The organism is Ideonella sp. (assembly GCF_041918995.1).
Classification (GTDB): Bacteria; Pseudomonadota; Gammaproteobacteria; order Burkholderiales; family Burkholderiaceae_C; genus Ideonella.
Genome location: NZ_JAYRUN010000001.1, coordinates 139697 through 160472 on the forward strand (window position 1 = coordinate 139697; position 20776 = coordinate 160472).

At 73.1% G+C, this 20776-nt stretch carries 16 protein-coding genes and 1 tRNA gene; 11 read left to right on the plus strand and 6 right to left on the minus strand.

Annotation, left to right across the window (positions count from 1 at the left end):
* The first annotated feature begins 157 nt into the window (after positions 1-157).
* On the plus strand, positions 158-2704 hold the full coding sequence (locus tag ACE3UN_RS00690; protein WP_374672974.1) for an ATPase, T2SS/T4P/T4SS family: 2547 nt from the start codon (positions 158-160) through the stop codon (positions 2702-2704).
* Positions 2705-2775: 71 nt separating this feature from the next.
* Here ACE3UN_RS00690 and ACE3UN_RS00695 read toward each other — a convergent pair whose 3' ends face one another.
* Together ACE3UN_RS00695 and ACE3UN_RS00700 are read right to left on the minus strand one after the other, a co-directional pair.
* Positions 2776-4953 carry a diguanylate cyclase gene (locus ACE3UN_RS00695; RefSeq protein WP_374672975.1) on the minus strand — a complete coding sequence of 726 codons (2178 nt, stop codon included), beginning with the start codon at positions 4951-4953 and terminating at the stop codon, positions 2776-2778.
* A gap of 150 nt (positions 4954-5103) precedes the next feature.
* Positions 5104-6060: an alpha/beta hydrolase gene (locus ACE3UN_RS00700; RefSeq protein WP_374672976.1), complete on the minus strand. Its 957-nt coding sequence runs from the start codon at positions 6058-6060 to the stop codon at positions 5104-5106.
* 358 nt (positions 6061-6418) lie between these two features.
* Between ACE3UN_RS00700 and ACE3UN_RS00705 the strand changes: the two genes are divergently transcribed.
* From ACE3UN_RS00705 to ACE3UN_RS00725, 5 genes are all read left to right on the plus strand, one after another.
* Entirely contained in the window at positions 6419-7852 is a 1434-nt protein-coding gene (locus ACE3UN_RS00705) for an efflux transporter outer membrane subunit (RefSeq protein ID WP_374672977.1), read from the plus strand.
* A gap of 37 nt (positions 7853-7889) precedes the next feature.
* A complete protein-coding gene (locus ACE3UN_RS00710; protein WP_374672978.1) occupies positions 7890-9080 on the plus strand; it encodes an efflux RND transporter periplasmic adaptor subunit in 1191 nt (396 codons plus the stop codon).
* Between the two features lie 15 nt (positions 9081-9095).
* Positions 9096-12206: an efflux RND transporter permease subunit gene (locus ACE3UN_RS00715; RefSeq protein WP_374672979.1), complete on the plus strand. Its 3111-nt coding sequence runs from the start codon at positions 9096-9098 to the stop codon at positions 12204-12206.
* Between the two features lie 145 nt (positions 12207-12351).
* Positions 12352-12555, plus strand: coding sequence for a hypothetical protein (locus ACE3UN_RS00720; protein ID WP_374672980.1), 204 nt, complete (start codon positions 12352-12354; stop codon positions 12553-12555).
* A gap of 74 nt (positions 12556-12629) precedes the next feature.
* Positions 12630-13097, plus strand: coding sequence for a DUF421 domain-containing protein (locus ACE3UN_RS00725; RefSeq protein WP_374672981.1), 468 nt, complete (start codon positions 12630-12632; stop codon positions 13095-13097).
* Positions 13098-13127: 30 nt separating this feature from the next.
* Here the strand turns inward: ACE3UN_RS00725 and ACE3UN_RS00730 are convergent.
* From ACE3UN_RS00730 to ACE3UN_RS00740, 3 genes are all read right to left on the minus strand, one after another.
* Positions 13128-13201 (minus strand) — tRNA-Gly (locus ACE3UN_RS00730).
* A gap of 14 nt (positions 13202-13215) precedes the next feature.
* Positions 13216-13980, minus strand: coding sequence for an EAL domain-containing protein (locus ACE3UN_RS00735; RefSeq protein ID WP_374672982.1), 765 nt, complete (start codon positions 13978-13980; stop codon positions 13216-13218).
* A complete protein-coding gene (locus tag ACE3UN_RS00740) occupies positions 13977-14417 on the minus strand; it encodes a BLUF domain-containing protein (protein ID WP_374672983.1) in 441 nt (146 codons plus the stop codon). Before ACE3UN_RS00740 ends, ACE3UN_RS00735 begins: the two co-directional genes overlap by 4 nt.
* A gap of 169 nt (positions 14418-14586) precedes the next feature.
* Here ACE3UN_RS00740 and trmB point away from each other — a divergent pair, with 169 nt between their 5' ends.
* The gene (gene trmB / locus ACE3UN_RS00745; RefSeq protein WP_374672984.1) at positions 14587-15324 is read left to right on the plus strand and encodes a tRNA (guanosine(46)-N7)-methyltransferase TrmB; all 738 of its coding nucleotides are present in this window, start codon (positions 14587-14589) and stop codon (positions 15322-15324) included.
* A 28-nt stretch (positions 15325-15352) separates the two neighbouring features.
* Here trmB and ACE3UN_RS00750 read toward each other — a convergent pair whose 3' ends face one another.
* Positions 15353-16180 (minus strand): undecaprenyl-diphosphate phosphatase, encoded by an 828-nt coding sequence (locus tag ACE3UN_RS00750; protein WP_374672985.1) that lies wholly within the window; start codon positions 16178-16180, stop codon positions 15353-15355.
* 105 nt (positions 16181-16285) lie between these two features.
* On the opposite strand from ACE3UN_RS00750, the gene ACE3UN_RS00755 reads away from it, so the two are divergent.
* The 4 genes from ACE3UN_RS00755 to ACE3UN_RS00770 all read left to right on the plus strand — a co-directional run bounded on the left by ACE3UN_RS00755 (position 16286) and on the right by ACE3UN_RS00770 (position 20760).
* The gene (locus ACE3UN_RS00755; RefSeq protein ID WP_374672986.1) at positions 16286-16936 is read left to right on the plus strand and encodes a TetR/AcrR family transcriptional regulator; all 651 of its coding nucleotides are present in this window, start codon (positions 16286-16288) and stop codon (positions 16934-16936) included.
* A gap of 72 nt (positions 16937-17008) precedes the next feature.
* Entirely contained in the window at positions 17009-17662 is a 654-nt protein-coding gene (locus ACE3UN_RS00760; RefSeq protein WP_374672987.1) for a protein-L-isoaspartate O-methyltransferase, read from the plus strand.
* Positions 17663-17814: 152 nt separating this feature from the next.
* Positions 17815-19215, plus strand: coding sequence for a TolC family outer membrane protein (locus ACE3UN_RS00765; protein WP_374672988.1), 1401 nt, complete (start codon positions 17815-17817; stop codon positions 19213-19215).
* Between the two features lie 123 nt (positions 19216-19338).
* Positions 19339-20760, plus strand: coding sequence for a DUF1800 family protein (locus ACE3UN_RS00770; RefSeq protein ID WP_374672989.1), 1422 nt, complete (start codon positions 19339-19341; stop codon positions 20758-20760).
* Positions 20761-20776 lie beyond the last annotated feature (16 nt).

The window sequence follows — 20776 nt, forward strand, 5'->3', positions numbered from 1 at the left end:
TAGGGCCGTGGCAATGCCGCGAACTGGGCGGTCGGCCAGGCGCTTATCCGCCCCTGGCGGTGCGCGACCTTGCCTAGCATCGTCACCGGCCCCCTCCTGCACCGGGCCCGGCGCACTCCGCGCGCGGGCGGCCTGCGGGAAGGCAGCCCGCACGGCCATGTCCGACCTGTCCTCGCAACTGTCCCTCGTGCCCCGCGACACGGCGTTCTCCACGCTGCCGCCCCTGCCCGACGCCGAGACACCGAGCCCGCTGGGCTTCGCCTGGCCGACCCCGCCGTACGCGCTGTACCCGGAAGCGCAGCCGCTGGCCGACTTCGGCCCCTGCGAGATCGTGGGCATGAACGGCAAGGCCATGAGCGCCCGGCTGGCGGCCTTCGACCCGGTGGCGGGCATCGCGCAGGTGCAGCTCCCCCCGGCGCGCGGCACCATGCCGCTGCGCACCTCGCAGTTCCGCATGCTCACCCTGAGCACCCCGCTGCGCCCGGCGATGAGCGCCGCCACCGGCGCGCCGGGTGCGCTGATGGACTTCCATCCCGCCACCGACTACACCCTGCACCTGGCCGCCGGTGCCACCCAGTCGGGCCAGACGGTCGGCCATGTGGAGACCCCGCAGGGCCTGTTCCTGTTCCCGCCGCACGACGAGCAGGGCGCGGTGCTGCGCGTGTTCGTGCCGCGCGCGGCCTACGAGCGCCTGGACGTGGGCCCTCCCCTGGGCCAGGTGCTGCTGGCCGAGGACTCGGCCACGCCGGCGCAGATCCACGCGGCGCTGGCCGAGCAGGACCGCCTGCGCGAGCAGCGCATCGGCGACGTGCTGCTCGCCGGCAAGGTGGTCACCGCCGAGCAGCTCGGCCAGGCCCTGGAATCGCAGTCGCGCATGCCCATGGTGCGCGTGGGCGAGGCGCTCATGGCGCTGGGCTTCATCAGCCAGACGCAGCTGGACGATGCGCTGCAGGCGCAGCGCAGCGAGCGCTCGGTGCCGCTGGGCGAGCTGCTGGTGCGCAGCGGCGCCGTGAGCCGGCACGACCTGCGCACCGCCCTGGCCCGCAAGATGGGCTACCCGGTGGTCGACGTGGAGGCCTACCCCATCGAGGCCGACGCAGTGCGCAAGGTGCCGCTGTCGGCGGCCAAGCGCCTGCTGGTGCTGCCCCTGCAGCTGCTGCCCGGCCGGCTGGTGGTGGCCATCGAGGACCCGTCGCGGCGCGACGTGCTGGACGAACTGGAGTTCATCGCCCAGTGCAAGGTGGTGCCGGTGCTGCCGGCCGCCGAGCACCTGGGCCGCCAGATCGCGCTGGTCTACCAGCGCCACGGCTTCGATGACGGCAGCATCGCCCACCTGGTGGATGCCTCGGGCGCCATCTCCTTCGAGGAAGGTGGCGCCGACCGCCTGCTGGCGGTGCTGGAGGGGGAATCCGACGGCAACAGCTCGCTGTTCGAGGACGAGACCGCCATCGAGCAGAGCGACAACTCGCTGGTGCGGCTGATCAACACCATGATCGTCGAGGCGCACAACCAGCGCGTGTCCGACATCCACATCGAGACCCAGCCGGGGCGCGAGAAGGTGCGCATCCGCTTCCGCCGCGACGGTGCGCTCAAGCCCTACCTGGAGCTGCCGCACACCTACCGCTCGGCCCTGATCGCACGCCTGAAGATCATGTGCGACCTGGACATCTCCGAGCGCCGGCGCCCGCAGGACGGCAAGATCACCTTCGGCCGCTTCGTGCCCAGCTGCCCCATCGAGCTGCGCGTGGCCACGATCCCCACCGCGAACAACCTCGAGGACGCGGTGCTGCGCATCCTGGCCTCGGCCAAGCCGCTGCCGCTGGACAAGCTGGGCCTGGCGCCGCGCAACCTGGACGCGCTCAAGCACGCCATCGCCCGCCCCTACGGCATGGTGCTGTGCGTCGGCCCCACCGGCTCGGGCAAGACCACCACGCTGCACTCCGCGCTGGCCCACATCAACACGCCCGAGCGCAAGATCTGGACGGCCGAGGACCCGGTGGAAATCACCCAGGCCGGCCTGCGCCAGGTGCAGGTGAACCCGAAGATCGACTGGACCTTCGCCAAGGCGCTGCGCGCCTTCCTGCGCGCCGACCCGGACGTGATCATGGTGGGCGAGATCCGCGACCAGGAAACGGCGCAGATCGCGGTCGAGTCCTCGCTGACCGGCCACCTGGTGATGTCCACCCTGCACACCAACAGCGCCGCCGAGACGGTGACGCGCCTGCTCGACATGGGCATGGACCCGTTCAACTTCGCCGACTCGCTGCTCGCCGTGCTGGCGCAGCGGCTGGTGCGCCGCCTGTGCACCAGCTGCCGCACGGCCCGGCCGGCCGGCGACGACGAGGTGGACGAGTGGCTGCACGACTACCTGCATGCCTTCGCGGACGCGCCGAACGCGCCCGGCGCCGACGAACTGCGCACCGAGTGGCTGGGCCGCTTCGGCGTGAACGGCCGGCTGCAGGCCTGGCACGCCCCCGGCTGTGCGGAATGCGAAGGGGGCGGCCTGCGCGGCCGCGCGGGCCTGCATGAGCTGCTGGTGGTCTCGCGCGAGCTGCGCCGGCTGATCCAGACCGGCGCACGCGCCGAGCAGATCCAGCACCAGGCCATGGCCGAGGGCATGCGCACGCTGCGCCAGGACGGCCTGGAGAAGATGCTGGCCGGGGTCACGACCATCGAGGAAGTGCGTGCCACCAGCAATGGCTGAGCGCCACCCGCCACGGCGGATCGCCGCGGCCAACGGCTGAGCGCCGGCCGCGCCTGGGGGTGCGGGCGCCTTCAGCCGCAGCGGCGCAGCCGCCAGGTGTCGCGCCCGGCCCGCTTGGCCTCGTACAGCGCCTGGTCGGCCGCGCCCAGCAGCGCGGGCGCATCCACCGGGACACCGCCGTCCGCCCATGCCACGCCGATGCTCACGCGCAGGTCCACGCGTCCCGCGCCGTGCTCCAGGACGAGCGGCTCGTGCATCGCCTGGCAGAGCTTGCCCGCCACCGCGGTGGCCCCTTCCGGGGCATGGGGCCGGTCGAGCAGCACCACGAACTCGTCGCCCGCGAGCCGGCCCACCAGGTCGCCACCGCGCACCTGCTGCTGGACGCGCCGTGTGACGGCCTGCAGCGCCCGGTCGCCGGCAGCGTGGCCATGCCGGTCGTTGATCGCCTTGAACTCGTCCACGTCGATGAACAACAGGGCCAGCGGCGAGAGATGGCGGCGCGCCGCCGCGAGCGCCTCGTCGAGCCGGCGCTCGAACTCCTGCCGGCTGAGCACCCCGGTGAGGTGGTCGTAGCGGGCCAGGCGGTCCAGCGCGAACTGCACCTTCTTGAGCTCCGTCACGTCCATCACCAGGGCGAAGAATCCCAGCACCTGGCCATCGGGGCCCATGTCCGGCACGTAGTCACCACGCAGGTGGCGCAAGCGATCGCCCTGGCCGATGCTCAGCTCGTAGCTGCTGCGCTGCCCTGCCAGGGCGGCGCGCAGCGGCGCCTGGCGCACAGCGCGCGCGTGCGGCCCCAGGACGTCCTCCACGGTGCGGCCCATCATGTCGGCCGGCTCCAGGCCCAGCCAGTCGCGGTAGGCGGCGTTGGCGAAGCGGAAGCGCTCGTCGCGGTCGATGTAGGCCACCAGGGCGGGCAGGTGGTCGGTGATGGTGCGCAGCTGGTGCTCGCTGCGCGCCACCTGGCGCTCGGCCGCCCGCTGCGCGCTCACGTCGTGCAGCAGCAGCTGGGCGGCGGGCCGGCCGCCCGGGTCCTGGTAGCGGGCCACCCGCGCCTGCACGGTGTGTTCGCCCAGGCGCAGCTCGGTGCCATCGGCCGCCGCGCCCGGCCCCGCGGCCGGACCGTCCAGCCAGCGCTGCAGCACGTCGCCCCCGGCCAGGTCGGCCAGGCGCCCGCCCCCGTCGGCGCCCGGCCCGGCCGGGGTGCCCACACGCCCCACCGGGTCGGCCGCCAGCAGCGCCGCCGCGGCCGGGTTGAGCGCCTGCACCCGGCCCTCGCCCAGCAGGATGATGCCGATGTCGCCGTGGGCGAACAGGGCCTCGTACTGGCGGCGCGCCGCCTGCAGCTCGGCCGCCAGCACCCACAACAGCAGCCCGCTGGCGGCCTGGGCGGCCAGGAAGCTCCACAACGCCAGCGGGCCGGCCTGCTGCCCCTGGCCGGCGAACGGCCCCTGGCCCAGGGCTGTGCCCGCCGCAGCGATGGCACTGACCGTGAGCGTGCATGTCGACAGCAGCAGCAGGCCGCTGCCAAGCGCCAAGGCAGCACCCGCGCACAGCGGCACGGCCAGCAGCGCGAACACCAGCGGTGAATCGGCCGGCACCCGGCCGGAGAAGACCAGGGCCGCGGCCGCGGCGGCAGCCAGCAACATGGCCAGACGCACCGGCCCCGGGCGTGCGGACATGGCCTCGCGCCAGCCTCGCAGGTCCCAGGCCATGAGCGGGGCGGCAGCGATCAGGCCGCCGACGCTGTCGCCCACCCACCAGGCCAGCCAGGCCGAAGCGGTCTGAACGGGCGGCAGGCCATCGACACGCAGCCACGCCACGCCGTTGCTCGCGCTCAGCGCGGCGCCACCCGCCAGCGCCAGCAGCAGGCTGCCCAGGTCACGGCGCCGCAGCAGGTGACGGTCGAAGCGCATGCGGCGCAGCGCCCAGGCACCTGCCATCGGGCCCGCGGCATTGCCGAGCCCGATACCCACCGCGACCACCGGATCGCCTGCCAGCGACCAGTTCGCCACCGCGGCCGCCAGCCCCACGGGCACGGCCATCGACAGCCCGCCCCGCAGGCACGCTGCCAGCGCCACACCGGCAGGCAGCCACAGCAGCGACACCTGCGTGCCCAGGTAGGGCAGCTCCAGCGCCAGGCGCGCCGCCAGGTGGTACAGGGCGCCGGCCAGCAGCGCGCGGCCGAGCCACGCGGCCACCGCGTCCGCGCGCCGCCCGGGTCGCCGCCCGGGCCGCATCGTGTTCATCCCCTTCCGCCGCCCCTTGACCGACTGGCACCCGTGCATCGCGGGTCGACGCTCCCTGTGCCAACAGTATGCGCCGGGGCAGCCCCGGCGCACAGGGCGCGCCGCGCACGGCCGGGCGGCCGGGCGGTCGGTTGACCGGTTGACCGGGGGTCAGGGCGTGGGTGGCGGCTCGTCGGCGGTCATTTCCCGGCGTTGGCCGGTGGGCGGCCACACCTGGCCACCCTGGGGCCGCAACCGGGCCTCCAGGAACTGCACGATCGCCTCGAACACGGTGATGTCCGTGCCCACGATCTCGCGGTGGAAGATGTCGGCATCGTCGAGCCCGTGCTTGACCCCCGGCATGGTGATCCGGCTGGCCTCCACGCCCACGCGGCGCGCCCGCTGGACCAGGTCGGTGGTCTGCTCGTAGGGGATGACGGGGTCTTCCGTGCCGGCCAGCACCAGCACCGGCGCGTTCCCGCTCTTCAGGTCGGTGTGGGGATAGAAATCGCCCCACATGTCGACCACGGCCTGCGCGCCGGTGAGCGGGGACATCAGCATCTCGTCAGCCGAGTAGGCCATGCCGAGCACCGTGCAGGCGCCGGACGAGCCGCCGAGCAGGCCCAGGTGCTGCGCATCCAGGCCGAACACCTGCGCCCGGTCGCGCACCCAGGCCACGGCCTTCAGGCCGTCCTCCATGGCCACCAGCGCCTGGAAGTGCTGGTCGCCGGGATAGGGGCTGTGCCGGATCCGGCGCTTGAAGGCGGTCACCTCCTGCGGGGTGTCCAGGGTCTCGGACACCGGGACCAGGCCCTGCTGCTCGCGCACCCGGTGCTCGATGGAAAAGACGGCGAAGCCCGCCCGCGCCAGGCCGTCGGCGATCTCGACGATGCGGGGACGGTCGCGCTGCACCCAGTTGAAGCCCCCGCCGGGGATCAGCACCACCGGCGGCACGGCGCCGGGCGGGCCGTCGGCACAGGCCACCGGCAGGTAGGCGTCCAGCAGCAGCGGCAGCTGCAGGCCGCCCTCCAGCGTGCCGGTGCCGTATTGAAGGGCAGTCTGCACCTGGTAGGTGCATTCACGCTGCGCGGCGGCAGCGGGCAGCGAAAGCAGTGCGGACAGGCCCACCGCGGCAGCGGCAAGCCATCGACCCCGTACTGCCGGCACACGGAACGTGTTCATCGGCATCCCCCTGTAGACGTGATCGGCGCGCGCGACAACCCGCACCCGGGACGCGGCGCGGGGCGCGTGGTGGTCTTCTGCCCGTGCCGCTTCATCACCAAGTTAGCACGCGCAGTGACAATTTGCGACATGCCCCCCCAGGATCGAAGGGGAAACCGGGGCGGCAGAAAAGACAAGGTAGGCTCACGGCCGCGCCCCAGGGCAGACGGGGTGCCTGCCTGCGACTGCCGGGTGGCCCCGTGGCCGCTCGGCGCCCTCCCCGGGCCCCCTGGGCGCCCGGCGGACCGCCCTTCAGGAGACCCTCTTGTCCTTGTCACCCCGCGCCCTGGCGCTGCTGGTGTCCGCTGCCGGCGTGCTGGCCGGCTGCGCATCGCCCGGCGCCTTGCGTCCCGACCTCCCGGCCGCGGCGCCCGTGCGCTGGCACGCCCCCCTGCCGCATGCCGGCGACCCCGCCGCCATCGCCGGGTGGTGGGCCCGGTTCGACGACCCGCTGCTCGCCCGCCTGGTGGACGCCGCACAGGCCGCCAGCCCCACGCTGGCCGCCGCGCAGGCACGCCTGGCCGAGGCCCGTGCCGCACGCACCGCGGCCGGCGCGCGCCTGCTGCCCACGCTGGACGCCAGCGCCAGCCTGTCGCGTGGCCGCGCCGAGCTGGGCACCCCGATCGCCAACACCGCGGTCGCGGGCCTGCAGGCGGGCTGGGAGCTGGACCTGTTCGGCGGCGCCCAGGCCGGGCGCGCTGCCGCGGGTGCGCGGCTGGCGGCCGCCGAGGCCGGCTGGCACGACGCCCGCGTCGTGGTGGCCGCCGAGACCGCGCAGGCCTACGTGGCCCTGCGCGCCTGCGAGGCCCTGCGCCAGCAGGCGGAGCTCGATGCCACCTCACGCGACGCCACGGCACGCTTGACCCAGGAGGCGGCCCGCGTGGGCTTTCAGGCGCCCGCCACGGCGGCCCTGGCCGACGCCAGCGCCGCCCAGGCGCGCGCCCAGGCGGTGGCCCAGGCGGCCCAGTGCCAGGGCGTGGTCAAGTCGCTGGTGGCGCTGACCGCGCTGGACGAGGCCGCCCTCGCGGGCCAGCTGGCGGAGCGCACCGCCCGGCTGCCCGCGCCGGCTGCGCTGGCCGTCGACAGCGTGCCGGCGCAGGCGCTTGGCCAGCGGCCCGACCTCGCCATGGCGGGCTGGGCGGTGGAGGCCGCCGCGGCGGAGGTGCAGGCCGCACGCGCCGACCGTTGGCCGCGGATCACCCTGGCCGGATCGGTGAGCCGGGCACGGGTGGATTTCGACGGCGGCCGGCTGGAAGGCAACCTGTGGACGCTCGGCCCGCTGGCCGTGAGCCTGCCGGTGTTCGATGCCGGCACCCGTGCGGCCCAGGTGGACGCCGCGTCCGCCCGCTACGACGAGGCGCTGGCCGCCTGGCGCGGCAGCCTGCGCCAGGCGGTGCGCGAGGTGGAGACCGCCCTGGTGCAGCTGGACAGCACCGCGTCCCGTGCGGCCGATGCGCAGCGTGCGCTGGACGGCTTCGAGGCCTCGCTGCGCGCCACGGAGGCTCGCCACCTGGGCGGCCTGGCCAGCCTGTTCGAGCTGGAGGACGCCCGCCGCAGCGCCGCCGCGGCGCGCAGCCAGTGGATCGCGCTGCAGCAGGAGCGCCTGTCGGCCTGGGTGACCCTGTACCGGGCGCTGGGCGGCGGGTGGACCGCCGACGGCCCGCCACCCGCGCCCCGTCCGGTCGCTGCCGCGTCCTGAGCCGCCCTGCGCCCCCCCCCGATTCCCGAGGAAAGTCATGCTCCGTCCCCTGCCCCGTCGCCTTGCCCCGCTCGCCATCGTCTCGGCGACCACGGCATTGGTCGTCACCGCGCTGGCCGTCCGGGCCCAGGCCGACCACCCAGCCGCCTCCACGGCCGCCCGTGCGGCCCTCACCGTGGTGGCCACCACGCCGCAGCCCGCGGAGCTGGCGGTCTCGCTCGGCGCCAACGGCAACATCGCCCCCTGGCAGGAGGCCCTGATCGGCACCGAGGCCAACGGCCTGCGGCTGGTCGAGCTGCGCGCCGGCGTGGGCGACGTGGTCCGGCGAGGCCAGGTGCTCGCCGTCTTCGCCACCGAGACCGTGCAGGCGGAGCTGCTGCAGGCCCGCGCCGCGCTGGGCGAAGCCGAGGCGCTGCTCGCCGAGGCGCAGGCCAATGCCCAGCGCGCCCGCGACCTCACCCCCAGCGGCGCGCTGAGCGCGCAGCAGGTGCAGCAGTACCTCACCGCCGAGCGCACCGCCCAGGCCCGCGTGGAGGCGCAGAAGGCCATGCTGCGCCTGGCCGAGCTGCGGCTGCGGCAGACCCAGGTCGTGGCCCCCGATGCCGGCGTCATCTCCGCCCGCCACGCCACCGTGGGTGCGGTCATGCCGGCCGGCACGGAGCTGTTCCGCCTGATCCGGCAGGGCCGCCTGGAGTGGCGCGCCGAGGTGCCCGCGGCGGACTTGCCGCGCATCCGCCCGGGCATGGGCGCCACGCTCACCCTGCCCACCGGCGGCCAGGTGCGCGGCAAGGTCCGCGCGGTGGGCCCCACGGTGGACGACCGCACGCGCAATGCGCTGGTCTACGTGGACCTGGCGCCCGCGCCCGCCGGCACCGCGGCCCCGCGTGCCGGCATGTACGCCCGTGGCGAGTTCGAGGTGGGCCGCAGCCCCGCGCTGACCCTGCCGCAGACCGCTGTGGTGCTGCGTGACGGCTTCAGCTACGTGCTGCGCATCGGCGCGGACAACAAGGTGGTACAGACCAAGGTGAGCGTGGGCCGCCGCGTCGGCGACCGCATCGAGGTCACCGGCGGGCTGGACCCGCGCGCCCGGGTGGTGGCCGCGGGCGGCGCCTTCCTGGCCGATGGCGACCTGGTGCGCGTGGTCGCGGCCGCTCCCGCCGCCGCCGCCGCCGCCGCGTCGGCGGCCCCGGCGACCCCGGCGACCCCCGCGCCGGCAGCCTCCCGCTGAGCCCGAAGGACCGCCATGTTCAACGTCTCCGCCTGGTGCATCCGCAACCCGATCCCGTCGGTCCTGCTGTTCATCATGCTCACCGTGGTGGGCCTGATGAGCTTCCGGGCCATGAAGGTCCAGAACTTCCCCGACATCGACCTGCCCACGGTCATCGTCACCGCCTCGCTGCCGGGCGCCTCGCCCTCGCAGCTGGAAACCGAGGTGGCGCGCAAGATCGAGAACTCGGTCGCCACGCTGCAGGGCATCAAGCACATCTACACCACCGTGCAGGACGGCGTGGCCAGCATCACGGTGGAGTTCCGCCTGGAAAAGCCCACCCAGGAGGCCGTGGACGACGTGCGCGACGCGGTGGCCCGTGTGCGCTCCGACCTGCCGGGCGACCTGCGTGACCCGGTGATCTCCAAGATGGAGCTGGCCGGCACCCCCATCCTCACCTACACGGTGGCGTCCGACCGCATGGACGACGAGGCGCTGTCCTGGTTCGTGGACAACCAGGTGGCCAAGGCCATGCTCAGCGTGCGCGGTGTCGGCGCCGTGACCCGCGTCGGCGGCGTGTCCCGCGAGGTGCAGGTCGCCCTCGATCCGCTCAAGCTGCAGGCCCTGGGCGCCACGGCGTCGGATATCTCCCGCCAGCTGCGCCAGGTGCAGCAGGAGGCCTCCGGCGGCCGCACCGACGTGGGCGGCGCGGAGCAGTCCGTGCGCACCATCGCCACGGTGCAGTCGGCGGCCGAGCTGGCGGCCATGGAGATCCCGCTGTCGGACGGCCGGCGCATCCGCCTGGACCAGGTGGCCAGGGTGGAAGACACCGTCGCCGAGCGCCGCCAGGCCGCGCTGCTCGACGGCAAGCCGGTGGTGGGCTTCGAGATCGTGCGCAGCCGCGGCGCCGGCGAGGTGGACGTCGCCGAGGGCGTCATGGCCGAGCTCGACCGCCTGCGCGCCGCCCACCCCGACGTCGCCATCACCGAGGCCTTCGACTTCGTCGAACCGGTGATCGAGAACTACGACGGCTCCATGACCCTGCTGTACGAGGGCGCCTTCCTGGCCGTCGTGGTGGTGTGGTTCTTCCTGCGCGACTGGCGGGCCACGCTGGTGTCGGCCACGGCCCTGCCGCTGTCCATCATCCCGGCCTTCGCCGCCATGTACCTGATGGGCTTCACCGTCAACATGGTGACGCTGCTGTCGCTGTCGCTGGTGGTGGGCATCCTGGTGGACGACGCCATCGTCGAGATCGAGAACATCATGCGCCACCTGCGCATGGGCAAGACGCCGTTCCAGGCGGCGCTGGAGGCCGCCGACGAGATCGGCCTGGCCGTCATCGCGACCAGCTTCACGCTCATCGCCGTGTTCCTGCCCACCGCGTTCATGGCGGGCGTGCCAGGCAAGTTCTTCGTGCAGTTCGGCTGGACGGCCGCCATCGCGGTGTTCTTCTCGCTGGTGGTGGCGCGCATGCTCACGCCCATGATGGCCGCCTACGTGCTGCGCCCGCAGCCCGAGAAGGCCGACCCGCGCTGGATGACGGTGTACATGCGCTGGGCCGCCTGGGCGCTGAAGCACCGCATCAAGGTGACGCTGGCGGCCGTGGGCTTCACGCTCGCGTCCTTCGGCCTGGTGGGGCTGCTGCCCACCGGCTTCATCCCGCCGGACGACCTGTCGCAGACCCAGGTGACCGTCACCCTGCCGCCGGGCAGCACGCTGGCGCAGACCTACGCCGCGGCCGAGCAGGCACGCACGCTCATCTCGAAGCACCCGCACGTCCGGCTGGTCTACACCGCCATCGGCGGCGGCTCCACCGGCGCCGACCCGTTCATGCCGTCGGGCTCCGGCGACGTGCGCAAGGCCACGCTCACCATCAACATGACGCCACGCACCGAGCGCGACGGCGTCAGCAAGCAGGCCATCGAATCGCAGCTGCGCGAGGCGCTGGCGCCGCTGCCGGGCGCCCGGGTGAAGGTGGGCTTCGGCGGCTCGGCCGAGAAGTTCCTGCTGGTGCTGGCCGGCGAGGACGGCCGGGTGCTGGCCGAGCACGCCCGCCTGGTCGAGCGCGACCTGCGCAGCATCCCGGGCATCGGCGCGGTCACGTCCACGCTCAGCCTGGTGCGGCCCGAGGTGGTGGTGCGGCCCGACTTCGCCCGCGCCGCCGACCTGGGCGTGACCTCGGCGGCCATCGCCGACACCCTGCGCATCGCGCTGTCGGGCGACTACGACCAGGCCCTGCCCAAGCTGAACCTCTCGCAGCGCCAGGTGCCGGTGGTGGTGAAGCTGGCCGACGACGCGCGCACCGACCTGGACCTGCTCGCCCGGCTCGCGGTGCCGGGCCGGCACGGGCCGGTGATGCTGGGCAACGTCGCCCACTTCAGCATCGACAGCGGCGCCGCGCAGATCGACCGCTACGACCGCCTGCGCAACATCAACTTCGAGATCGAGCTCAACGGCCAGCCACTGGGCGACGTGGAGCGCCAGGCCCTGGCCATGCCCAGCCTGGCCAAGCTGCCGCCCGGCGTCATCCAGCGCAGCGTGGGCGACGCCGAGGCCATGGCCGAGCTGTTCGACAGCTTCGCGCTCGCCATGGCCACCGGCGTGCTGTGCATCTACGTGGTGCTGGTGCTGCTGTTCAAGGACTTCGTCCAGCCCATCACCATCCTGATGGCGCTGTTCCTGTCCATCCCCGGCGCCTTCCTGGCGCTGGTGGTCACGCACACGGCGTTCTCGATGCCGTCGATGATCGGCCTGATCATGCTGATGGGCATCGCCACCAAGAACTCCATCCTGCTGGTGGAGTACGCCATCATGGCCCGGCGCGAGCACGGCATGACACGCACCGAGGCGCTGCTGGACGCCTGCCACAAGCGCGCCCGCCCCATCGTGATGACCACCATCGCCATGGGCGCCGGCATGATGCCCATCGCGCTTGGCCTGGGCGTGGACCCGAGCTTCCGCTCGCCCATGGCCATCGTGGTGATCGGCGGGCTCATCACCTCCACCTTCCTCAGCCTGCTCGTCATCCCGGTGATCTTCACCTTCGTGGATGACGTGGTGCACAAGATCCAGGGCTGGCTGCCGCGCCGCCACCACCACCCCGCCGGCGGTGCCGGGGCGGCGGCCCACGGGGATTCCCCCGGTTGACGGCCGTGCTGGCGGCCGGCGGTTCGTCGGCCCCAGCTGCCGGCCAGCCGCGCCGGTCGACGGGTCGTCGCACCGGCGTGGCCGCCGGGCGGCCGGCTCCCTACAGTGGCTCCATCGACACCCGATGACCCCCCAGGAGCCCACCATGGACCGCACGCCCTTCCGCTTCGCCGCCAACGAATCCACCGTGCGCCGCGCCGCGGCCGGCCTGTCGGTGGCGATGACGCTGATCGTGACGCTGGCCGTCGGCGCACTGGCCGACGCCAGCTACGACGCCGCCGTGGTGGCGCAGTCGGCCGCCCTGTCGCCGGTGCTGGCCACCAGCGAGACGCTCGCCCGCCACGCCTGAGGCCGGGTGGCGCCGGTGCCCGTGGGGCACGCCACTTGCCGATCGCCGGCATCGTCGACAACCGAAGCCGGCCGATGTTCGAACTTCAGGCCACGTGGTGGGAACTGCCGCTGCGTGCCGCCATCATCTACCTGGCCCTGCTCGTCATGGTGCGTGTCTCGGGCAAGCGCACGGTGGGCCAGTTCACGCCCTTCGACCTGCTCGTCGTGATGCTGCTCAGCGAAGGCGTGAGCAACTCCCTGTCGGGTGGCGACGACTCCGTCCCAGGCGGCCTGCTCGTGGCCGCCACGCTGCTGGCGCTCAGCTCGGCCGTCGGCTGGCTCAGCGCGCGCAACAAGGCGGTGGAAAAGTTCGTCGACGGAGAACCGGTGCTCATCGGCCGCGACGGCCGGTGGTTCCCTGAGGTGCTCAAGCGCAACCGCCTGAGCCAGAGCGACGTGGAGGAATCCCTGCGCGAGGCCGACTGCGAGCTGTCGCAGATGCGCTGCGCGTTCCTGGAAGCCGACGGCAAGATCAGCATCCTCAAGGCCGGCGAGCGCTGAGGCGCAGCCGGCGGCGCACGGCCGGGGCCGTGGAGCGGGCGATGGGAATCGAACCCACGTCTTGAGCTTGGGAAGCTCAGGTCCTGCCATTGAACGACGCCCGCAGGAGCTGCGCATTCTAGCGTGGCCACGTGGGCGCGCGCAGCGCCCCCACCGCCGGGCGCCCGAAGAGCCAGCCCTGGTACAGGCGGACACCCTCGGCCGCGAACCAGGTGTACTCCGCCATGGTCTCCACGCCCTCGGCGATCACGTCGATGCCCAGGTCGGTGCAGCATTGCATGATGGCGCGCACGATCGCCTGGCGCGGCCCGTGGCCCTCGATGCCGCGCACCAGGTTCATGTCGATCTTCACCTGGTCCGGCTGGAAGGCGGCCAGCAGGTTCAGCCCGGAGTAGCCCGCGCCGAAGTCGTCGATGGCCACCCGCAGCCCGCGGGCCCGGTAGTGGTCGAAGATGCCGGCAAAGCGCGTGGGGTCGTCGATCACCTCGCTCTCGGTCATCTCGATGATGAGGCGGTCGGCCGACCAGCCATGCCGCGCGGCCTCGATGAGTGTGCGATCCAGCAGGGCCGGGTCCTCGAGCAGGCCGCAGGGCAGGCAGTTCACGTTCAGGTGGCAAGCCAGGTCCAGCCGGGCCGCGGCGGCAATGGCCGACTGCCGCGTGATCTCGTCGAACCGGTGGCGATCAGCGGGCGGCAGCGAATCGAACAGCTCGACGGGTGACCGGCCGTCGGCCGCACGCAGCAGCGCCTCGTACGAGAACACGCATTGCCTGTGCGTGTCCACGATGGGCTGGAAGGCATGCACATGGGCAGGCCAGGGGCCCGTGGCGCGAGCGGACGCCACCTGACGCCCGGCCGGCGCGGGGGGGCACCGGGGGGTCATGTCGCCGGCTCGTGCAGGCGCAGGCGCCACCGTCCACGCCGGAACGCGTCCAGCAGCTTCATGGCGCGGCCGGCGTCCAGCGCGGCCAGGCCGCCCGGCCGGTGCAGGAAGTCGTTCAGGCCCGGCAGCGCCGCGATCTCCTCGGCGGAGGCGCTGGCCAGTCCCATCGTCCAGCGGTCGAAGGCGCGATGCGGAATGGATTCGCGCACGATGAGGGTCACCTGCTCGTGCCGGGGATCCGCCTCGATGTCGGCGTAGACGGCGTCCACGCCGGCCGCCGGCCCCTCCAGCACCTGGAAGAAGCAGCCGTCCGCGTGCAGCAGCATGCCCGTCACGCCCAGTCTCCGGTTCTTGGCGCGCGCGGCCACCAGCAGGGCCTTGAGTTCGTCGTCGCGCCAGTGGCGTGCGCTGACGCTGGCGTAAATGCAGTGGATCATCACGGAGACCGCGGTGCCCGGAGGCGGCGCGGTCGGCGGAGGGATGTGGCCAAATGTATCCGTCGCCACCCGGCCGCACCGCGCGAAACGGCGCGCTGTTTGTCCGAGGTCAAGCCCGGGGCACCGATGAGGCCTCGGGCAGAATGCGGCGCCCTGCCGCCACCCTGCCATGACCGTGAGACCCGAGACGCCCGCCCCCGATCCGTCCCTCGCAGAGGACCACGCCAGCGCGGGCGCGGCCCCACGCCGCGCGATCCGCAGCTACGTCCTGCGCGCCGGCCGCATGGGCACGGGCCAGCAGCGGGCACTCGACGAACTCGGGCCGCGCTTCGTGCTGCCGTATGCGCCCGAGGTGGCCGACATGGCCGCGCTGTTCGGCCGGCAGGCGCCCACGGTGCTGGAGATCGGCTTCGGCATGGGCCACGCCACCGCGGAGATCGCCCAGTCCCGGCCCGACACGGATTTCCTCGGCGTGGAGGTGCACACGCCTGGCGTGGGCGCCCTGCTCAAGCGCATCGGCGAGATGGGCCTGGGCAACGTGCGCATCGTGCAGCACGACGCGGTGCAGGTGCTGGAGCACATGGTGGCCCCCGCCTCGCTGGCCGGCGTGCACGTGTTCTTCCCCGACCCCTGGCACAAGAAGAAGCACCACAAGCGCCGGCTCATCCAGCCGCCGCTGGTGGCGCTGATCGCCAGCCGCCTGGCGCCCGGCGGCGTGCTGCATTGCGCCACCGACTGGCAGCCCTATGCCGAGCAGATGCTCGAGGTGCTGTCGGCCGAGCCGCTGCTGGCCAACACCGCCGAGGGCTACGCGCCGCGACCCGACTACCGCCCGCTCACCAAGTTCGAGCAGCGCGGCCTGCGCCTGGGCCACGGCGTGTGGGACCTGGTGTTCCGCCGGCGCTGACGCGCCGCGGCTGCGCCGGCGGGCGGCCTCAGTCCGTCCAGCGCACCCAGCCCAGCCAGTGGGTGGCCAGCACCACGCCGCCGAAGGCGATGCGGTACCACGCGAACACCGTGAAGCGGTGGCTGGCGATGTAGCGCAGCAGCCAGCGCACGCACACCCACGCGGACACGAAGGAGACGAAGAAGCCGGTGGCGAACAGCGGGGCGTCGGCCCAGCTCAGCAGCGCGCGCTCCTTGTACAGGCTGTAGGCGCCCGCCCCCACCAGCGTGGGGATGGCCAGGAAGAAGCTGAAATCGGTGGCCGCGCGGCGTGACAGGCCCAGCAGCATGCCGCCGATGATGGTGGCGCCCGAGCGGCTGGTGCCGGGGATCATGCCCAGGCACTGCACCAGGCCAACCTTGAGCGCATCCCACGGCGACATGGTGTCGGCGTGCAGCACCCGCGGCTCGTGCGCCTCGTGGCGCTTCTCCGCCCACAGGATGATGAAGCCGCCGACGATGAAGGAGGTGGCCACCACCGGCGCATTGAACAGGTGCAGCTTGATGGCCTTGTAGGCCAGCAGCCCCACCACCGCCGCCGGCAGGAAGCCGATCAGCACGTTGAGCACGAAGCGCCGCGCGCCCGCGCTGTCGGGCAGGTGGATCACCGCGCCGGCCAGGCGCGCCCAGTACACGATGACCACCGCCAGGATGGCGCCGCTCTGGATGGCGATCTCGAACACCTTGGCCTTGGCGTCGTGGAAGTCCAGCAGCTGCCCGGCGAGGATGAGGTGGCCGGTGGAGGAGATGGGCAGGAATTCGGTCAGGCCCTCGACCAGCCCCATGAGGGCAGCCTTGAGCAGCAGCAGCGGGTCCAAGCGGGGCTCCGACAAGACAAGCAAAGCGCGGCATCTTACGGCCACGCCGGTTGACGGCCGGCGGCCTGCCGCTAGAATTACTGACCAGTCAGTCATTAACTGCCCATGCCGTCTTCCGCCCCCTCCGCCCGCCAACGCCGCAAGGAGGCCCGCCCCAGCGAGTTGCTGGACGCGGCCCTGGCGCTGTTCGTGGAAAAGGGCTTCGCCGCCACCCGCGCCGAGGAGGTGGCCGCACGCGCCGGCGTGTCCAAGGGCACGCTGTACCTCTACTTTCCCAGCAAGGAAGAGCTGCTCAAGGCAGTGATCGGCCACACCCTGATGGCCGACATCGCGCGCGGCGCGGAAAAGCTCGCCCAGGCCGACGGCCCGTCCGCCGACCTGCTGGTGGAGCTGATGACCGAATGGTGGTCCGCCGTGCTGGACAGCCCCAGCTCGGCGGTGTTCAAGCTGGTGATGACCGAGGTGCGCAACTTCCCCGAGATCGGGCAGTACTACGTGCGCGAGGTGGTCGAGCCGGGCCACCGGCTCATCGGCACGCTGGTGCAGCGCGGCATCGACCGCGGCGAGTTCCGCGCCGTGGACGTCGACTGCGTGGTGCACGCCATCGTGCTGCCCATGGTGATGCTGTGCCTGCACAAGCACTCGATGGGCGCCTGCGGCTTCACCGACCCGCACCTGCCGCCGCCGCCGCAGTTCATCCGGCAGCACATGGACCTCGTGCTCTACGGCTTGCGAAAGCCCACGTCCGGCGCATGACCGCTTCTCTAGAATGAAGGGTTGTCCCGCACTTTCTTTCGTCTGCCGCAACCCGAGTCGTCCGAGGCCGCCATGAACATCGAACAAGCCCGCTTCAACATGATCGAACAGCAGATCCGGCCCTGGGAGGTGCTGGATCCGGCCGTGCTCGAACTGCTCGCGGCCGTCAAGCGCGAGGACTTCGTGCCCGCCGCCTACCGCGCGCTCGCGTTCGTGGACACCGAGGTGCCGCTGCCCGAGGGCCAGCACATGCTCGCGCCCAAGCTCGAGGCGCGTCTGCTGCAGGAGCTGAAGGTGCAGCGCCACGAGTCCGTGCTCGAGGTGGGCGCCGGCTCCGGCTTCATGGCGGCGCTGCTGGCCCACCGCGCCCGCGAGGTGCTGACCATCGACAACCGCCCGGCGCTCGTGCGCCTGGCCACGGACAACCTGCGCCGCGCCGGCCTGGCCAACGTGCAGGTGCGCGAGGCCGACGGGCGCCAGGCCGTGGGCGGCCCCGCCGCCTTCGACGCGATCGTGCTGTCGGGCTCCGTGGCCCAGGTGCCGGAGGCGGTGCTCGCCCAGCTCAAGCCGGGCGGCCGCCTGGTCACCATCGAGGGCAGCGAGCCCATCATGCAGGCGGTGCTCTACACCCGCCAGGGCGACGGCGCCTTCACCAAGGTGGCCCTGTTCGACACGCTGGCCGACCGCCTGGACGGCTTCGCGGAGCCGACGCGCTTCCATTTCTGAGCCCGCATGGCCGCGCAGCCCGTCGCCCGATTCCGACCACACGGGGTTCGCTGGGCGCAAGTCGTCGCATTCCGGCTGCGCCACGGCCCCCTGCTCGCGTACAACGTCGCCGCCAACGCATACCACGCCAACGACACGAGAGAGGACCGACCATGACGCTGACGCGCCGCCCTGCCCTGACCCGCGCCGCCGGGCTCACGCCCCTGGCCCTGGCACTGGCCCTGGGCTTCGCCGCCGCGGGCGCCCGCGCCGAATCGCTCAAGGAGATGTACGAGCTCGCGCGCGCCTACGACGCCAGCTACCTGGCCGCGCGCGCCCAGGCCGAATCGGCCGAGTACCGCACGGCGCAGGCCAGGGCACTGCGCCTGCCCAGCGTGGGGTTGCAGGCCAGCTCCACGCTCGTGCGCGCCGAGCAGGACAGCGAGAACAGCGGCACGGCCGTCACGACCGAGGTCGACACCACCACCAACCAGGTGGTGCTGAATGCCCAGCAGACGCTGTTCAACCGCGCCAACAGCGCCACCATCGAACAGGCCGAGCGCTCGCTGGCCATCGCCCAGGCGCAGTGGCGGGCGGTGGAGCAGGAGCTGATCGTGCGTGTGGCGCAGGCCTACTTCGATGTGCTGGCCGCCAGCGACACGCTGTCCACCGTGCAGGCCAGCAAGAAGGCGATCTCCGAGCAGCTCGCCTCGGCCAAGCGCAACTTCGAGGTGGGCACCGCCACCATCACCGACACCCGCGAGGCGCAGGCCCGCTACGACCTGTCGCTGGCGCAGGAGCTGGCCGCCGAGAACGACCTGCGCGTCAAGCGCCTCGCGCTGGAGCAGCTGGTGGGCAGGCCCGCGGTCGAGCCGCGGCCGCTGGCGCTGCCGGTCGCCCTGCCCCCCGTGGCGCCCGCCAACGTGGACGATTGGGTCAGCGGCGCCGAAGCGCGCAGCCCCTCCATCCAGGCCGCGCAGCTGGCACTGGAAGTGGCCCGGCTGGAGACCGACAAGGCGCGCGCCGGCCACCTGCCCACCGTGACGCTCGGCGCCAGCTACGGCCAGACCTGGCCGAACGGCAGCACGGAGACGCGCCTGCGCGGCACCGACACCCTCGTGAGCACGTCACGCAACGGCGAGGGCCGCAATGCGGCACTGGCGCTGACGGTGAACGTGCCGCTGTTCGCCGGCTTCTCGGTGCAGAACCGCGTGAAGGAAACGCTGTCGCTGGAAGAGAAGGCACGCAACGACCTGGACGCATCCCGTCGCGGTGTCACCCAGCTCACGCGGCAGGCCTACCTGGGCGTGCAGACCGGCCGGGCGCAGGTCAAGGCCCTGGAGGCCGCGGAGTCGTCCAGCAAGCTGGCGCTGGAAGCCACCCAGCTCGGCTACAAGGTGGGCGTGCGCGTGAACCTGGACGTGCTGAATGCGCAGACCCAGCTGTTCACCACCCAGCGTGACCTGGCCAAGGCCCGCTACGACGTGATCGTGGGCGACCTCAAGCTGCGCCAGGTGGCCGGCCAGTTGCAGCCCGAGGACCTGAACGCCGCCGACGCCCTGCTGGCGCGCTGACACGCTTCTTTACCCGCACGGCCCCGAGGGGCCGTGCACGGCTGCCACCCGGCGGCGTTATAAGGGTTCACTCCGGTCCGCCGCACGGCGGGCCGTCCGTGTGCCCTTTCACGCCACGCCGCCATGCGCCCTGCCACCCTCCACGCGGCCATCGCCGCCCACCGCTTCGGACTCGGCGAGCCCGACCTCGCCACGGTCGGCGCCGAGCCGGCCGACTGGCTGCGGCGCCAGATCGGCCCGGCCGACCCGCCGCAGGGCGGCCCGTTCCCCACCACCGCGCAGGCCCTAGAGGCCTATGCGGAGCAGAAGGTCCCGGTGTCCAAGCTGCTGGAGGTGCCGGGCGCTGCCAGCCGCCCGGGCGCCGCGCCTGCCGAGCCGGCCTTCACGCTGCGCGACATCATGAACCTGGACGGGGAGTCGCGCCTGGCCACCGCGGTCGACACGCGGCGCCCTTTTGCCGAGCGGCTGGTGCTGTTCTGGGCCAACCACTTCTCGGTGTCGATCACCAAGGGCCCCGTGCGCGGCCTGGCCGGCGCAATGGAGCGCGAGGCCATCCGCCCGCACATCGCGGGGCGCTTCGAGACGTTGTTGCGCCAGGCCAGCCTGCACGCGGCCATGCTGCGCTACCTGGACAACAACGTGTCGACTGGCCCGCGCTCGCGGGCGGCCGAGCGCCTGGCACGCAAGGGCAACGCGGAGATGCGGCGCAAGCGCTCCAGCGGCCTGAACGAGAACCTGGCGCGTGAGATCCTGGAGCTGCACACGCTGGGCGTGGCCGGCGGCGGCGGCGCCTACGGCCCCTGGGGCGGCTACACGCAGGCCGACGTGACGGCCTTCGCCGCGCTGCTCACCGGCTGGCGCGCCTACGACCCGCCCCACCAGGGCCAGGCCACGGCCTTCCTGCCCGACGTGCACGAGCCCGGGCCGAAGACCGTGATGGGCAGGACCTACCCGGAGGGCCCGCAGGCGCTCGACATGGTGCTGGCCGACCTGGCCCGCCACCCCAGCACGGCCCGCCACCTGGCCTACAAGCTGGCACGCCACTTCGTGGCCGACGAGCCCTCGCAGCCGCTGGTGCAGCGACTGGCCGACAGCTACCAGCGTTCCGGCGGCGAGCTGGCCGCCGTGTACCGCACGCTCATCGAATCGCCCGAGGCCTGGCAGCCCGCGCCGCAGAAGCTCAAGACGCCGGAGGAGTTCGCCATCTCGTCGATGCGCCTGCTCGACAGCCGCGAGCGCCACCTCGCCCGGGGCAAGGATTCCGTGCTCGGCGCGCTGGGACAGCGCCCGCACACCGCCCCCTCCCCCGCCGGCTGGCCCGACGACGCCGACGAGTGGCTGGGTCCGGACGCGGTGTGGAAGCGCGTGGAGTGGGCGCTGCGCCTGGCCACCCGCCTGGGCGACCGCGTGGACGCACGGGCGCTGGCGCGCGCCAGCCTGGGCCCCCGGCTGACCGACACCACCTGGCAGCAGATCGAGCGCGCGGCCGATGGCCCGCAGGCGCTGGTGCTGCTGCTCATGTCGCCCGAATTCCAGCGGCGCTGACGCCCCCCGCCGCACG